This is a genomic window from Kangiella profundi (assembly GCF_002838765.1).
Taxonomy (GTDB): domain Bacteria; phylum Pseudomonadota; class Gammaproteobacteria; order Enterobacterales; family Kangiellaceae; genus Kangiella; species Kangiella profundi.
In genome coordinates this window covers 714,349-730,426 of record NZ_CP025120.1, presented here as the reverse complement: position 1 = coordinate 730,426, position 16,078 = coordinate 714,349, and the positions used below count along the sequence as shown (strand labels likewise).

Annotated in this window: 14 protein-coding genes; 3 read left to right on the top strand and 11 right to left on the bottom strand. The window is 44.1% G+C overall.

The genetic code is table 11. The annotated features are described in order from the left end of the window. Window positions 1–151: 151 nt before the first annotated feature. From CW740_RS03560 to CW740_RS03550, 3 genes are all read left to right on the top strand, one after another. A complete protein-coding gene (locus tag CW740_RS03560; RefSeq protein WP_106646243.1) occupies window positions 152–1,462 on the top strand; it encodes a dicarboxylate/amino acid:cation symporter in 1,311 nt (436 codons plus the stop codon). 107 nt (window positions 1,463–1,569) lie between these two features. After that, a complete protein-coding gene (locus CW740_RS03555) occupies window positions 1,570–2,121 on the top strand; it encodes a hypothetical protein (protein WP_106646242.1) in 552 nt (183 codons plus the stop codon). After that, window positions 2,114–2,677, top strand: coding sequence for a hypothetical protein (locus CW740_RS03550; RefSeq protein ID WP_106646241.1), 564 nt, complete (start codon window positions 2,114–2,116; stop codon window positions 2,675–2,677). The genes CW740_RS03555 and CW740_RS03550 overlap by 8 nt, the downstream gene beginning before the upstream one ends. A 6-nt stretch (window positions 2,678–2,683) precedes the next feature. Here CW740_RS03550 and CW740_RS03545 read toward each other — a convergent pair whose 3' ends face one another. From CW740_RS03545 to CW740_RS03495, 11 genes are all read right to left on the bottom strand, one after another. Beyond that, the gene (locus CW740_RS03545; RefSeq protein ID WP_106646240.1) at window positions 2,684–4,570 is read right to left on the bottom strand and encodes a S9 family peptidase; all 1,887 of its coding nucleotides are present in this window, start codon (window positions 4,568–4,570) and stop codon (window positions 2,684–2,686) included. A gap of 2 nt (window positions 4,571–4,572) precedes the next feature. After that, on the bottom strand, window positions 4,573–5,235 hold the full coding sequence (gene tmpT, locus CW740_RS03540; RefSeq protein ID WP_106646239.1) for a thiopurine S-methyltransferase: 663 nt from the start codon (window positions 5,233–5,235) through the stop codon (window positions 4,573–4,575). A gap of 13 nt (window positions 5,236–5,248) precedes the next feature. Continuing rightward, a complete protein-coding gene (sohB, locus tag CW740_RS03535) occupies window positions 5,249–6,406 on the bottom strand; it encodes a protease SohB (RefSeq protein WP_106646238.1) in 1,158 nt (385 codons plus the stop codon). A 204-nt stretch (window positions 6,407–6,610) separates the two neighbouring features. Further along, window positions 6,611–8,752: a hypothetical protein gene (locus tag CW740_RS03530; protein WP_106646237.1), complete on the bottom strand. Its 2,142-nt coding sequence runs from the start codon at window positions 8,750–8,752 to the stop codon at window positions 6,611–6,613. A gap of 119 nt (window positions 8,753–8,871) precedes the next feature. After that, window positions 8,872–9,594, bottom strand: coding sequence for a fatty acid metabolism transcriptional regulator FadR (gene fadR, locus CW740_RS03525; protein ID WP_106646236.1), 723 nt, complete (start codon window positions 9,592–9,594; stop codon window positions 8,872–8,874). 195 nt (window positions 9,595–9,789) lie between these two features. Continuing rightward, window positions 9,790–11,481 carry a Na(+)/H(+) antiporter subunit D gene (locus CW740_RS03520; RefSeq protein WP_106646235.1) on the bottom strand — a complete coding sequence of 564 codons (1,692 nt, stop codon included), beginning with the start codon at window positions 11,479–11,481 and terminating at the stop codon, window positions 9,790–9,792. Next, window positions 11,471–11,812: a hypothetical protein gene (locus CW740_RS03515; protein WP_106646234.1), complete on the bottom strand. Its 342-nt coding sequence runs from the start codon at window positions 11,810–11,812 to the stop codon at window positions 11,471–11,473. The genes CW740_RS03520 and CW740_RS03515 overlap by 11 nt, the downstream gene beginning before the upstream one ends. Then, on the bottom strand, window positions 11,805–13,295 hold the full coding sequence (locus tag CW740_RS03510; RefSeq protein WP_106646233.1) for a monovalent cation/H+ antiporter subunit D family protein: 1,491 nt from the start codon (window positions 13,293–13,295) through the stop codon (window positions 11,805–11,807). The genes CW740_RS03515 and CW740_RS03510 overlap by 8 nt, the downstream gene beginning before the upstream one ends. After that, window positions 13,292–14,770: a monovalent cation/H+ antiporter subunit D family protein gene (locus CW740_RS03505; protein ID WP_106646232.1), complete on the bottom strand. Its 1,479-nt coding sequence runs from the start codon at window positions 14,768–14,770 to the stop codon at window positions 13,292–13,294. The genes CW740_RS03510 and CW740_RS03505 overlap by 4 nt, the downstream gene beginning before the upstream one ends. Further along, window positions 14,767–15,135 carry a cation:proton antiporter subunit C gene (locus CW740_RS03500; RefSeq protein ID WP_106646231.1) on the bottom strand — a complete coding sequence of 123 codons (369 nt, stop codon included), beginning with the start codon at window positions 15,133–15,135 and terminating at the stop codon, window positions 14,767–14,769. Before CW740_RS03500 ends, CW740_RS03505 begins: the two co-directional genes overlap by 4 nt. Further along, window positions 15,132–16,064: a DUF4040 domain-containing protein gene (locus CW740_RS03495; protein WP_264755063.1), complete on the bottom strand. Its 933-nt coding sequence runs from the start codon at window positions 16,062–16,064 to the stop codon at window positions 15,132–15,134. The genes CW740_RS03500 and CW740_RS03495 overlap by 4 nt, the downstream gene beginning before the upstream one ends. Window positions 16,065–16,078 lie beyond the last annotated feature (14 nt).

Sequence of the window (16,078 nt, the reverse complement as noted above, 5' to 3'; positions counted from 1 at the left end):
AGTTTCTGTTAGTTATGATTACAAATGTAATCTAAAGCAAAGATTACACCTGTAATCAATAACCGTCAACCCTCAATTTGAAAAGATTGCATATTTGCAGTTTTGCTGCCAATCGCTTAGAGTTCCACTATTCCAAAATGGGGCTAATAATATGAATCTCAGTTTAAAAATTCTGATCTATATGGTCGCAGGTGCGTTGGTTGGCGTACTTTTCCTGCAATTTGGCGACTATCAATGCGCAAAGGGTATTTCAAAAGAGGCTTGTTCAGCGATTCAAGATGATAGCTGGGCCTATACCTATTTCGTTAATGGCATTTTTGAAGTTGGCGGAAGCTGGTTCATCAATGCATTGAAAATGCTAATGGTTCCGCTAGTGCTGGTGTCCCTGGTATGCGGTGTCAGCTCTCTTGCAGATCCATCTAAACTGGGAAAATTAAGCTTAAAGTCGATAGGTCTTTACCTACTAACAACATCAATTGCATTAATCGGTGCTTTGTCACTTGCTTCGGTATTCAAGCCCGGTGTAGGTATGGATATTGGTGACGCAAATTTTGATGCGAGCGATAAGCCACCGTTAACTCAAGTATTGATTGATATTATTCCCACCAATCCATTTACAGCAATGGTTAGCGAAAAGATGTTACAAATCATTGTATTTGCAATCTTGGTTGGCCTTGCCATCACCATGGCTGGTGAAAAAGGGAAACGAATTGGTAACTGGTTTAATGACGTCAACAAAGTGGTCATGGAGCTGGTCAACATCATTATGCGATTTGCGCCTTATGGTGTCTTCTTCCTGATTGCTAAAACTTTTGCTGAATTTCCATTCGATAAAATTGCAGGCTCTCTTGGTGCATACTTTGCTCTAGTGGTAGGTGGATTAATTCTTCATGCTTTAATAACTTACGGTGCTTTAATTACTTTCCTGGCACGCCTTAACCCTATTAATTTCTTCAAAGGGATGTGGCCAGCCATGCTTACAGCATTTGGTACTTCCAGTAGTAACGCCACTTTGCCAGTAACCATGCGTTGCGTTGAAAAAAACTTGGGTGTTCACCGCAATACCTATTCATTTACCCTACCACTAGGTGCAACTATTAACATGGATGGCACTGCCATCATGCAAGGTGTTGCAACACTGTTTATTGCTCAAGCTTATAGTGTTGATTTAAGTATGGCGCAGTTATTGACGGTAGTTCTAACAGCAACGCTTGCTTCAATCGGCACTGCGGGCGTGCCTAGTGTAGGCCTTATTATGCTTTCAGGTGTGCTTACACAAGTTAACTTACCAGTCGAAGCGATTGGCATGATTTTAGGTATTGACCGATTGCTGGATATGACCCGTACCGCAGTTAATATTACTGGTGATGCTGCAGTCAGTGTGATTGTAGCCAAAAGTGAGAATGAACTGGATAAGGATGTTTATAATCATCCTAAAGTTCACAGCGAGTTTGATGATTAATTGACGGCTCATTGATAATTCATCAACAATATTTATAATTCAGAGGTGGCTCAGGCCACCTCTTTTTTTATCAGGATATATTACTAGCATCATCACAAGGAATAATAATGAAGAAATCATTTACCACCATAATCCAAACTTTAGCTTTACTCATTCTTTTGCAAGGCTGTTCCAGCATACCATTATCCACCATGCTTAAGATGTCCAGTTTTGATGAAACAGACTTTGTTAACCTTAAGGCTGAAGATATTCGCGTTAAGGTACGAAATAACACCCAGGAAAATGTGCTCACGAACAACGTCTTACGTTATCAATATAGAGGGCCTGAAGGTGCAATTGATCAAAGTTTCTCGATGGAGTTAATTAAAGAAGATGTAGAAGCTATTGAGCATTGGTTCGCTGATGATAGCTATCAACATAGCAGTTGGTATAAGCTGGATGATGAAGGAACAAAACTATTTAAGGAGCTACAAAAAGATCCCTTGTTAGCAATGAGAAAAAAGGAAGGCGACTTCAAATTTTCTGTAACATTTAAATTAACTGGAAATGCTCCCGAACGATTTATGATGAGCATCGATCTACTTTTGGATCCTGAAGACGGATACTTTACGTTATTCGATCAGCATGAACTTAATCTTACAGAAGCACAAAATGATTAAGGCTATTGGCACTATTTTAATCGCTTTGTTTCTCCTGCAGGCCTGCTCAAACATACCTGTATCAACCATGATGAAGATGTCGGGTTTTGATGAAGAAGACTTCATCAAACTCAATCCAGAAGACATTCGAGTAAAAATCCGAAGCAACACTAAAGTTAATGTCCTGGCGGCTAACCAGTTAAGTTACAGCTATAAAGGTTCCGAGGCATACATCGATGACTGTCTGTCATTGATACTAACTAAAGAAGATATACGAACCGTTGAGCACTGGTTCAGGGACAACAGTTTTGAACATATTGGCTGGTATCAGCTAGATGCCGAAGGCGTCGAAAAATTTAGGGCCATGCAGCAACATCCGATATTACAAAACAAGGACCGCGAAGGAACTTTTGAACTGACTATTAGAACAGTCTACTCTGATAATTCTCCGACCAAGTTTGAGTTAAGCGTGGATTTACTACTGGACCCAAAGGAAGGTTATTTTACTATGTTTGAGGATTTGGAGATTGACCAGAGTCCCACACGTAACTCAGTCGAAACGTGCGAGGCTCTATAATTAATGCTAGAGTAAATGCTTCTGATAAAACTCCAGCTCAGCGGTAAATGCTTTAATAATAGTTTCCGGTTTCCGGAAGCCATGCCCTTCCCCTTCGAAAGTGATGTATTCATAAGGTAGCCCCTTTTCCTTAAGTGCCTCAACCATAGCTTCAGCTTGATTGGGCGGAACCACCTTATCCTCCAACCCTTGCAATATCAAAATCGGACATGAAAGCAATTCTGTATGGTTCACCGGTGAGCGCTCATGATACAAATCTGCACGCTCAGGATAAGGTCCTACGACAGAGTCCAAATAGCGTATTTCAAACTTATGGCTATCTTGAGACAAAGAAACCAACTCAGCAACGCCGTAACGGCTCATACCAGCTTTAAAGACATCATGGAAGGTTAGCGCACATAAAGTTGTGTAGCCGCCAGCAGAGCCGCCTCTGATGGCCATTCTGGTACCATCCACCAAGCCTTCTTGCGCAAGGTATTGCCCCATGGCAATGCAGTCGTCAACATCGAGGATGCCCCATTGACCTTTCAGGCTATCACGATAGGCACGACCATAACCCGTACTACCGCGATAATTCACATCCGCAACCGCAAAGCCACGACTGGTCCAATACTGGATGGTCAGATTTAAGCCATTATCCGTCATGCCCGTTGGCCCACCGTGGCTCAGGACAATTAATGGCGGTTTTTCATCTATTGGCCCTTCAAACTCTGGGTTCTTGGGCGGGTAAAAGTAGCCATAGGCTTTTTGATTGCCTGAGGTTGGAAATTCAATATGCTGGGGTATAGAAATATAATCTTCCAGCTGATCTTTATCACTTTCCGTTAACTGACGAGTTTGTTTGTTTTGCAGATTAACCTGATAAACTGCTTCGCCAGTCTTCGGATTGGCTGCCATAAAATACAGCTCATTCTCACCAGTTACCATCTGCCCATTAAAGGCTGTCCAGTTGTTGCTAAATAGTTCGACAGCGCCTGTTTCAAGACTGATGTGATAAAGCGCCTGTTGCCCCTGCCTGGTGCCGATGGCAACCAGATTCTTATCATCCAGCCATTGGACAGTTCGACAACCAAAAACCCACTGTGGTAGGCCAAACTCAATATCCAGTTTGTCATGCACCGGCTGCTCAGAACCTAAACGGTAGATATGCCACCAGCCATCTGGATCAGCGACGTAGTACAGCTGGTTGTCTACTGACCAGAAAGGATGATAAACGGAAACATTGTCACCTCCAGCTACTTTGCGCAGATTAGTAATCTCGCCAGATGCAGAAATATCGGCCAGCCACAGCTCAGTTTCATCCCACGGCATGTTTGGGTGATTCCAGCTGATCCAGCATAACTGTTTGCCATCGGGACTGATTCGTGGATTGGAATAAAAATCAGCGCCCTGCACTATAACCTGCTTGGTAAATGGCGCAGAAAGCGAAACCACTATCAGCTCATTGATAACGTCATCCGCCTCATGCCTCTCATGCACACAAACGGTATAAGTCATGTTAGGCGCTACTTCGCCATCACAGTATCGCAAGCTACGTTTTACAGGCGGCTCAGGGGTAATAAACTCAACGCTGTTGGTGCTCAGGTTTTGCAGGCACAGCTGTTGATTAGAGTCATCTGCAAATAGTAAATACTCACCTCTACCCCAAAAATCACCACCAGCATATTCGTGGACGCGCGTACGCACATTAAAACCTTTTGGCGTTACATCCTCTCTCTTACCATTTTGAGAGCGTACTATGACGCCACGGCCTTGTTCGTGCGGACGTGATTCCAGCCAGTAAATGGTATCTTCAATTAACTGCATCTGACCATAGCGAGTTGATTTACTGGCCAGCATTTCTGGAGAAATTGGCGATTGCCAAAGACCATAAGGAGTAGTTTGTTTATTCATAATTAAAACGTAATTTTGTAGAGGACTTCATCTAAACGACTTAACTCAAGTTCTTTCCAGCGTGGATGAGTATCAAGCAGACTGCAACGGCACAATTCCTCAACCTGTCCTTCAGGAAACTGCTGCTTGATTTCGTCTAAAGTGATGTGGAACGGAGGGCCTGACATTTCATCAGGTACATAATCCATGGTAACTAGAAGTATGGTTGCGTTTTCATCAAGAAGTGACTTCAAGTGCCTGGCGTAATCTTTACGCATCGACTCAGGCAGTGCTATAAAAGCTGCACGGTCATAGACCTGTTTGAACTTACCGACATGCTCACTTGTGATATCAAAGAAATCCGCCAGCCAAACAGCCATTGAGTCATTCTGGTAGCAAATAAGTTGGTTACCACTTTCTGCTACCAGCTCTTTCGACTCAAATTGTAATTTATTTTCATCAATAAATTTATGAACGGCCTTAGGATTAAACTCAACTCCTACCGGATAGAACCCTTTCTCTGCAAGAAAAAGCAAATCCAGTGATTTGCCGGATAAGGGTACAAAGACTTTATGTTCAGTTGAAAACAGCTCTTGAACATATTTCACAAGAAAGGTGTGCGCCTCAGCCAAATGAAAAGGCTGAGACTCTCGATTCCAGCAGTTATCCCAGAATTCAAAATCCATAAGATTTTAAAATTTACTTAAAGATATTGGTCTGTGAAGAGCGCTGAATCCAACGCAACACAAACTTGTCCATTGCCTGATAGAGGTTCACTGACAAGCGTTCAGTCAATGGCTTACGAATTTCGTACTTAATCGAATACACATCCTTAGAGTTTAGAGCATCCAGAATAACGTCATCGCTAGTCAAAATCTTATCTACCAGACCCAGCTCTAGCGCCTGGCGACCATACCAGTGTTCACCGGTAGCGACCTTATCCAAGTCAAGATTAGGTCGATTCTCATGGATAAAGGTTTTGAAGAGCTGATGCGTGTCCTCAAGCTCCTGCTTAAACTTCTCGCGCGCAACAGTCGTGTTCTGACCGAACATGGTCAGGGTGCGTTTGTATTGACCGGCAGTATGTTGCTCATAGTCAATATTGGCTTTTTGCAATAAGCGATTAAAGTTTGGAATTTCCGCAACAACACCAATTGAGCCAACTACTGCGAATGGGGCTGCGACTAACTCATCCGCAACACAAGCCATCATGTAGCCACCACTGGCAGCAACCTGATCCACAGAAATAGTCAGTTTAAGGCCTGCATCACGAATACGTTTTAATTGAGATGCCGCCAAGCCATAGCTATGCACTAATCCACCTGGGCTTTCCAGACGAACCATAACCTCATCGCCTTTGTTTGCAGTAGCCAATATAGCGGTTACCTCTTCGCGCAATGAGTCGACACCTGTAGCATGTATATCACCATCAAAATCAATAACATACATCCTTTGAGGGCTTTCAACCTGGCTTTCGCCTTCAGCTGTGTCTTCAGACTGGTTAGCGTCTTCTCCAGCGGCAGTGGGTTCAACACTAACGCTGGAATCAGAGAGTTGCTTACCTGTTGATTTTTTAGCCTGTTTTAGCTTTTGCTTAGCCTCTTTCTCCTGCTGCTTCTCACGTTCTTTTTCTTCTTTTACCAGCTGCTTGTACTCAGCATTGGTGAGAATTTCATTCTTAATGGATTGACTATTATCTTTAATGGCTTCACCAAGGTTTACGACCTTGATGTCACCTTTGCTGGATGAGCGCTGTCTTTGACCTGCACTGATCAACAAACTGATAATTATGATGATAACGACAGCAATAGTGGCTGTTTTGAGTAGAAATAAACCGTATTCGCTTAAAAATTCCAAGTCATTCTCCGAATGTCAGACTATAAATTTTTGCCATGCCCGAACCTGTGTGGCCTCAAGGCACAAAATAGCTGGCTATTTTAACACCGACAAAGCTAAAGGTATAACAGTTAACGGTTAATAGCTATACGGTACCAATTCCTATATATCAGACATAAAAAAGCCCTCTAGCGAGGGCTTCTTAAAAGTCTAAAGACTTACAGTTTATGGTTCAACCAAACTTGGATCATTTACCACAACCTGTGTACCACCTGAAGCTATGAAATTAGCAATAGCAGTTTGCATAGAAACTGTTACCGCTGCATCAGCACTCGGGCTTAGTGGTGAAGCATGGTCACCAGAAACATACTTCAAGAAAGCACGATCCGTAGCTGTCGACTCAGTTACTGTCGGCAAACCAAATAGTGCAGCATGAGGGATGCTACCGGCTAGTGGTGCGCCAGCTACCTGATTCGGCACTACTTGATCATTTTGTACCTGTAATGCCAGCGTTGGAATATCCAAAGCTTGAGCCAAAGTCGCATAATTTACAGGGTCACCTGAATCTACAACTGTTTGAGCTGCAAAAAGGAAAGGCGTCAACACTTCAGATTCAAATGCCGGATCATCCGCAGGAACGCCAGATGCAGCTGCAAGACCAGCACGGATGCGTGGGCTAAAGGACGCTGAGCCATCTAGCATTTGAGCAATGCTGCCGGAGGTAGTGGCCTGAACACTGACTTTCACTTTATCTGTTAAGCCAATGTATTTTGAGCCAGCAATACCACCCAATGAGTGTCCCATGAAGCTGATATTGTTTGCATCAAAGTCAGGCTGAGTATCACCATCGACATCCATTGCAGGAATAGCTTCTTCAAGGACTAGAAGATCTAACACTGCTTGACGCAAGTTATCACGTGACACAACCAGATTAGTTAAGTTGATTGTGTGCGCGCCTGAAGAGTCTGGAGTACCATCCGGGCCAGGAGCAGAAGTTGTATTATCGATGTAATCAACACCAAATGTACGCTCGCGAACATCACCAGGAGTGTAGCCTTCGAAGATACCGATAGCTCCACCACTGGCTTGTTGTAAACCTAAATGAACAGGGTTATCAGCTGCAATACCGTGCAAAGGTAAATCCATAGCAACAACAGCTGTACAGGCACCAGCCATAGTATCAGCAATACCTAGCATCGCTGTACGGTTACTGGTGATACCATGTTGGAAAATCATTACAGGGTAAGGCTTCGGGCAGTTGATGTTTTTAGGTAGAGATACCAATAAAGGAACCGTTTCATCACCTGTTTTTTGCGCTAGAGGGTTGGCGTAAGTAATTGGAGCACCCGCCAGTGGATTGGCGATTGGGCCACCTGGCGTTGGTATCTGATCGGCACCCACCCAAGGACTATTCAATACTGCTGTAGGATTCTCCAATGTTGGAGCTGTAAGTAAATAAGGAAGCGTCACTTCACCTTTATACAGATTCGCAGCACCAATACCGGTAAAAGGAGTTGTATCAGTAAACAGGCTAGAGAAGCTAGAGGCTGGACGTAAACCTTGATCCGCTGCTACCTGTACATAAGCATTATTGGCCGTTACTAGCGCATCTGCTACCGATTGAACTGTAAACTGGTAGGTTAATACAACATCATCACTATCAATTCCAGCACTCGCAGAAGCTGCAAGCATAGCTTGAGTCAATTGACGAACAGGCTCAAGTCCTGCAGTTGCACTACCCGGATCAATTGGATCTGGTGATTTAACAATAGAGAATTGGGCGTCAGAGATAACAGGGTTACCGTTTACATCAGAAATACCATTGGTCACAACAACCATGTAGCTTGCTTGTGGTTCAAATGGTCTTAATGGTACAACGCCAATTGATGTCTCACTTGCAGGCACTGCCACGAAATCTACACCTGCTACCAATTCAGCTTCAACACCTGTAACTGGGCCAGTCGGTGCTGGAATGCCTGTTCCGGAAATTGCTTCTGGACGATTAACAGAAACTTTGAACAAACGAACATTCTGACCTGGGGCAACTGTAGAACCGTCAATTGCTCCACGGAATTCAATGCTAAAAGGAGCATGAGTTGACCAACCGTCCAATGCACTAATCGCATTTTGTGGGTTAGACATATCAGTCGGATCAGCTGTTGGGATGTTAAGAGTTAAATCAGCAGTCCCACTAAATAGCAAATCATTAGGTACTGGTATCTCACCATTACCCGGTGCAAATACTGGTGCAACTAGTTTAGTGCTACCTTCACCAATACCCGGAATTTTTGGTTCTTCTGGACCATCAGTACAAGCCGTCAAAATCATGCTGCTTAACAGCGCGACTCCGTATAAAGCTTTTTTCATCTCTTAACTCCCATTCGGTATAAACGGCTTAATAGGCCGTTATTCGTTTTGTTTATATGCAGAATTACCCCAATCCTACTCTTTTACAGTGGTTTTATGCAAGTGGACTTACCAGTATTTTATGCACCTAACTCACTAAAACTTTTCAACTCTGATTTTGCCTTATTCCAGAGTTCACCGCTCTCATGACCATAATCCCAAAGGATTTTGACCACCTGCTCAGCATCACCTTTGGCAATAGCCACTTCAAGGTCTTTATAATATTGATACGCCAGTTTTCTGGTCTGTTCCCAGCCAAAATAAAACCGGCCAAGCTTATAATAAATTGCCTCAAAGCCATTGAGCATCAATGTGTATATCGGATTTCCCGATGCTCGAGTAGCGGTATGGTGAAAGTGCCAATCAAAGTCAATATAACCATCAGCGTCATTGTTGACGCCATCAAGCTCTTTCAGCACTTCTAATAATTTTTCTGGATTATTCTTTACTGCCTGGCGCAAGAAAATGCTGGCAATAGAAGTTCTGGCCTGCAACAGATCATCAGCCAACTTCATAGAGCCTTCGTCGTCCAGAGTAATTAAGGTATCTAATACATTCAATGTGGCTGATTGCCAGATATCATTCACTTTTGTTGGCTTGCCGTGCTGAATGGTTAACCAGCCATCACGGGCCAAACGCTGCAAGACTTCTCGTAATGTAGTGCGCGTCACCCCAATAATTTCCGCCAACTCGCGCTCAGCAGGCAAAATAGTTCCGGCGGCAAATTTGCCGTTCCATATTGATTCAACGATATATTGTTCTGCGAATGCAGCAGGCGTTAGCGCCTTAGCTGTTGAAACCATCAGCTATCCCCGTAATTAATAGTTCTTAGTAACTGGTAAGAGGTCGATTGTCACAGACTTTTTAGCACATAGTCAAAATGTTTTCCATATGTATGGCCTTAAACAATCCCTATTCCAGCGGAAAGTGACTCCTCCACCCAAAATAAAAACAGCGCCGATGATTACTCAACAGCGCTGTTTTTTCAGTATAACGGATTACCAGAAACTTAAAATCAAATAGGTTGCCAACAATATGGTTACCCAGATGACCATGCTGCCCGATAACTGGGTTCTGGATAAGATACCATCCGGTGCATGACGAGAGAGCATCCCGAGAGCACTGTTCAGGCGGTCCATGAACCAGCCTCTGAAAGCCGCATCCAGACGCCACATGCCGTTAAACAGTGGCTTCAAGGTTGCTGGGAACAGTCGGCGATAGAGCCAGTCAACATCTAAGTTCACCGATGGCAACTCAGGTGGATACATACCTCGAAGGTTTAACCAGATAAATGCCAATGCAGAGAAGAACAGCAGCTGTAGCTGGGTCAGCACATGGGTGGCGTCATAAGGGTTGTAGCCGGTATCGAATGGCAATAATTGATACAGAGCATTCGGATAGACACCGATAGCAATACACAATACAGCAGAAATCGTCATTGCCATCAGCATATTCTTTGGTGGCTCTGTGGTTCTTATGCCTGAATCATGAGCGAAGAAGGCAAAGTATGGGATCTTGATACCTGCGTGGTGGAATACACCAGCCGCTGAGAACAGCAATAATAGCCAAGCCCAGCCATAACCATTTTCAATGGCCGCTGACATCACCATCGACTTACTGACAAAACCACTAAATAATGGGAATGCTGAAATCGAGGCAGCACCAACCATACACAGGATTGCGGTCTTGGGCATACTCTTATAAAGCCCGCCCAGCCTCGAACCATCGATTTTACCGGTCATGTGCAGTACAGCACCCATCGACATGAATAACAGACCTTTAAACAGAATGTCATTGAAGGCGTGGGACACAGCACCATTAACCGCCAACGCGGTACCAATACCGATACCAACAACCATGAAGCCAATCTGGTTGATCATGCTGTAGGAAAGTACGCGACGCAGGTCGTTCTCAATCACAGCAAAGAAGATCGGGAAACAGGCCATAACTACGCCGATATAAACCAGCAATTCCGTACCGGGATAAGCTCTGGCCAGCGCATAAACAGCAACCTTAGTGGTAAAGGCACTTAAAAATACGGTTCCTGTTGGAGTTGCTTCAGGATAAGCGTCGGTCAGCCAGTTGTGCAGCATTGGGAAAGCACACTTGATACCAAATGCTATAAAGATGAGCCAGCCGGCGGTTCCTTCTAGGCCAATCAGACTGAAACTGATGCTCTGCTGCTGGTAGGCATAGAAAATAATGCCCACTAACAAAATAACGCCTGAAAGCACCTGAATAATCAGATAGCGCATGCCAGCAACATAGGCTCGCTCGGTGCCTCTGGCCCAAATCAAAAAGACCGAGGTAATGGCCAGCAATTCCCAGAAGATAAACAGCGTGATCAGATCACCGGCAAATACTGCACCAATTGCACTTCCCGCATAAAGCAGGCCGCTGATTTGTTGCAGTGTGTCTTTAACGTGGATTGAAAATAGGATGGCCAGAAATGCGGCTATATGGAAAATATAACCGAACAACAGGCTCAATTTATCGACCCGATAGACTTCCAGCGAGAAACCCGCGACGTCAAACCCTAGACTGGTGCCAACCGGTACAGTCAATAAGTGAAGACCACTGATTACCGGCGTGATCAGCAATATTGCCTGTCTCAATCGGCCTGTTGTTAATAACGCAATAATGGCGCCAATAATGAAAGGAGCGAAGGCTGGCATTTCATTAATCCACATGCTTGCCTCCGGCATTGTCATCTAGCTCTTTTTCAGAAGTTTGCCCTGGGGATTTATGCTGCTTTAACTCCATGCGATCATAATAATCTTCATCACGCATCAGGAAAGTTCGCATCCATTTTGCGATTAATACCAGCACCACACAGCCAATAAAACCATAAATTGCATAGAAGCCAAATAAAGACTCCCACGAGTGATAAACGTGACGATGAATCACAAAATCTAGTAACACCAATAAAATACAGCATGCATAAACGATGTATAAAAGGCGTTTAATGTTTTTCGGGTTATCAAATAAATACTGCTTTTCAGTATTATTTTGCTTAGCCATTAACACCTCCGGATAAACCTGCTAAAGATGCAGCAAGCTCATAAAAAATATCGGGCCAGAAGAAAAGAACCATTGTCATCAAGGCTGTGATTGAAAGTGCAATCAACGAGGGCAACGGAGCCTCTTTAATCGCTGAACGCTCGACCTTTACAACCTGGCCAGTACCTGGGAAGAAAGCTCTCAGTGGTATGGGTAGCAGATAGGCAATGTTTAGCAACGAGCTCAACATCAATACCGACATCACTACCCACTGATGTGTATCCAAAGTCCCCATCAATAAATACCATTTGCTCCAGACTCCCGCAGCAGGCGGTAAACCAATAATGCTTAAACTACCAATAAAGAAAGCAATCATGGTAATTGGCATCGCTTTACCTAATCCACGCATATCGCTTATCTCGGTCTTGTGCGCTGCAACCATGATGGCACCCGCGCAGAAGAATAATGTAATTTTTCCGAATGCATGAGCAACGATATGCAGCGCACCGCCAAGAATACCTGCCTGCGAAGCCAGTAAGGCTCCGATAGTGATGTAGCCTAACTGGCTCACCGTCGAATAAGCCAATCGCTTCTTGAGATTATCCTGACGCATGGCAACCAAGGAAGCCAACAAGACTGAAGCTGCAGCCAAATATAGCAACCACTGTGTAGCAGGAATATCACGTAGCAGGTCGATACCAAAGATATAAACACAAACCTTTAACACCGTAAAAACACCGGCTTTAACAACCGCTACTGCATGCAATAATGCACTGACTGGGGTTGGCGCAACCATTGCCGCTGGCAGCCATCGATGGAACGGCATGATGGCCGCTTTGCCGATACCGAATATAAACAGCACCAGCAAAACGCTTGCTGCAACAATTGATGTATTCTCATCAAACACACCGCCTTCGCTAAAGGTCAGCGTACCTGCCTGCCACCAGGTGCCTACCACTGCTAGTAATAGGAAACCAATAGAAGTTGCAAGCAATATCGATAAGTAAGTACGACCGCCCTGCTTCGCCTTATCAGTTCCAGCATGAGTCACCAGAGGATAAGTGGACAGAGTCAATACTTCATAGAAAACAAACAAGGTGAACAGGTTATCGGCAAAGGCCAGTCCCATAACCGCAGAGATAGCCACTGCAAAGCAGGCATAAAAGCGGGTTTGATTTACTTCGCCATGACCACGCATATAACCAATAGCATAAATCGAAGTCACAACCCATAATGAGCCAGCTACGAGTGAGAAAAGAACTCCAAGTGGTTCTGCTCTAAATGCAATATCAAGACCAGGAAGTAACTCAAGCCATTTCACATAAGCTGCCTGACCAGCATCAAAGCCCTGATAAAATACGATAACCGCAACCAGTAGCAAACCACCGGCAATTAAGGTGACAGCTTCTCGCAAGTTTGGCCATTTACCGAACGCAATAATTCCCGGTATCGCCAGTAGAGGCAAAATGATGATGAGTTGCATTAATAAAGTCTGCTCAATCATTTGTTCACCCCGAATAAGCTAACGGCAATTTGCTCAGACAAGCCAACCGTGAAGCTGGTATCAATACCGAAATAAATATTAGCCAGCACCAGAATCCAGGTTGGTATCAATATCATTAGCGGTGCTTCCTTATAAGGAGCACTGTCTTGCAATGCCGGGCGGAAGTAAGCCGCTTCAACGAGACGCCAAACATAAATCACTGCTAATAAAGAGCCGACAAGTACCAGAATGGCGATTGGCCACCAATTTGACTCCAGCAGCGCTAGCACCAGATACCACTTACTGACAAAACCAACTGTAAGCGGAACGCCGATTAAACTTAAGCCACCCACAACAATTGCCGCCATTGTCCACGGCATCTGTTTTCCGAGACCTGCGAAAGCTTTAATATTGACGCTACCTACACGATAAACCACACCAGCCAGAGCAAGGAAAATTGCACCTTTCATTAACGCATGATTGAAAAGGTGTAGCAGGGTTGCAACCAGGCCTGTTTTCGAACCGATGCCCAAGCCTAAAATCATGTAACCAATCTGGGCGACACTGGAATAAGCAAATAGACGCTTAATGTTATTTTGATAAATCGCCACAATTGAAGCAGCAAAGATTCCCATCAGCCCCAGTGCAACCAGTATTTCCTTCAGCGGCAAGTGCGAGAAAGAAAACTCAAAGCCATAGACACTGAAAATAAATCTAAGCAATACATAAATCGCAACTTTTGTTGCTGTGGCAGCAAGAAAAACAGTTGCGATGGATGGCGCATAGGCATAGGCATTTGGCAACCATAAATGCAATGGGAACAATGCCAGTTTTAAACAGACACCAACCATGAAGAAAGCAAATGCCGTAAAGACGGTTTTGGTTTGCTGAACTTCTGGCAGGCGTTCTGCAAGGTCATACATATTGAGCGTACCGGTCATCATATACATCATGCCGATACCAATCAGAATAAAGGTCGCACCAATGGTGCCCATAATCAGGTATTGATAAGAAGCCCATAGGGAACGACGATCCCGTCCCATTGCAATCAAGGTATAGGAAGCTAACGATGATATCTCAAGGAAGACAAAAACATTAAACGCATCACCCGTAGTCAATATGCCCAATAACCCTGCCAGACATAACAGGTAGGCAACATGAAAATAAAGTTCTTTGCGCTCGGTTAATTCTTTTTGCAGGCTCGTTCCTGCTGCCAATAACGCAACTGAGCTGATGGATGTTACAAGAATCAGCAAATACGCATTAAGTTCATCAATTCGGTACTCAATACCAATCGGCGCATCCCATCCGCCCAATGAATATATCAAAGTGCCATGAGTCTGAACTTGTTGTAATAAAAGCACGCTGATAATAAAAGCGAACAGACTGGCAATTAAAGTAAACCAGCGAACCAGCTGCGCTTCTCTTAAAATCAAACATATTGGAGCTGCAAGTAATGGAACAATTACTTGCAGAATGGGAAGATGATCAATCACTCTTGAGAACCCTCTTGCTGCAAGTCTTTTTCTTGTATGACATCCTCTTCGACTGAGCCGTAAGCTTCTTTAATACGCACTGCCAGTGCTAGACCCAAAGCCGTTGTTGCAACGCCAACCACGATAGCTGTCAGGATGAGAACATGAGGTAATGGATTACTGTATACCTTATATGCTTCGCTCAGGATTGGAGCAGTACCACCAGTCACCTTACTCATACTGATATACATAATGAATACAGAAGTCTGGAAAACAGTGAGACCAATTAACTTCTTAATCAGGTTGCCATGAGCGATTACGATATAGAAACCACTCATCATCAGGATGATGACAATCCAGTAGTTATATTGCTCTAGAAAATTCATGCGTTTTCTCCGTTGGTTTTGCCAACTCGACGAGCAAACGTCAGGAAGATGACCATCATCGCGGTTGCTACAGTTATACCAACCCCGAGCTCAATAACGATAATGCCAACATGTTGCCCAGTAATATCGTTTTCTACTAACGCGTTGTATTCAAGGAAACGGCCGCCATTTAGCATTGCCACAATTCCAACGCTTCCATAAATGAGAACACCAAGGGCAGCCAGTACTTTTACAAAAGGTAATGAAATTGCTTTTGCCGTTGTTTCAACCCCAAATAATATGGCATGCAAGATAATCGCGGCAGAAAAAATAACACCAGCCTGGAAGCCACCGCCAGGCCCATACTCACCATGGAACTGAACGTAAAGGGCAAACAGCATAATCGGTGGAATCAGAATCTTACCGACAATACGCAAAATCTTATGTTGATACATCGGCGCTGGAGCCACCGAATTTTGAACTTCTTCAGACTTCATCTCCAATAAAGCAAGTACTCCAATCACCGCGGTAAAGACCACTACTACTTCACCAAAGGTATCGAACCCACGATAACTGGCAAGCACTGAAGTCACAATATTTGGAATATCAATTTCAGCACCAGATTGCTGTATGTAATGCGGGGCAACGTGTGTTTGAACAGGGGCATTAACATCACCAAAGGCTGGCATATCAAAGGTACCGAATACCAACATAATACCTGTGCCTATAACTACAAATAATGCAATCCGCGGATGATGCAAAGCGCGATTTTCAAATCGCCCAGCCATTGCTAAGACGGTCAACATTAGAATTGTTGAAATACCAGCACCTACAGCAGCTTCTGTAAAAGCAACGTCTACAGCATCCATCAGCACAAAGAAGCTTGCTGATAATAAGCTATAAACACCCATCAGCATGACTGAGGCAAACAAATCTTTGGTGAAAGCCAAAGATAATGCCGTAA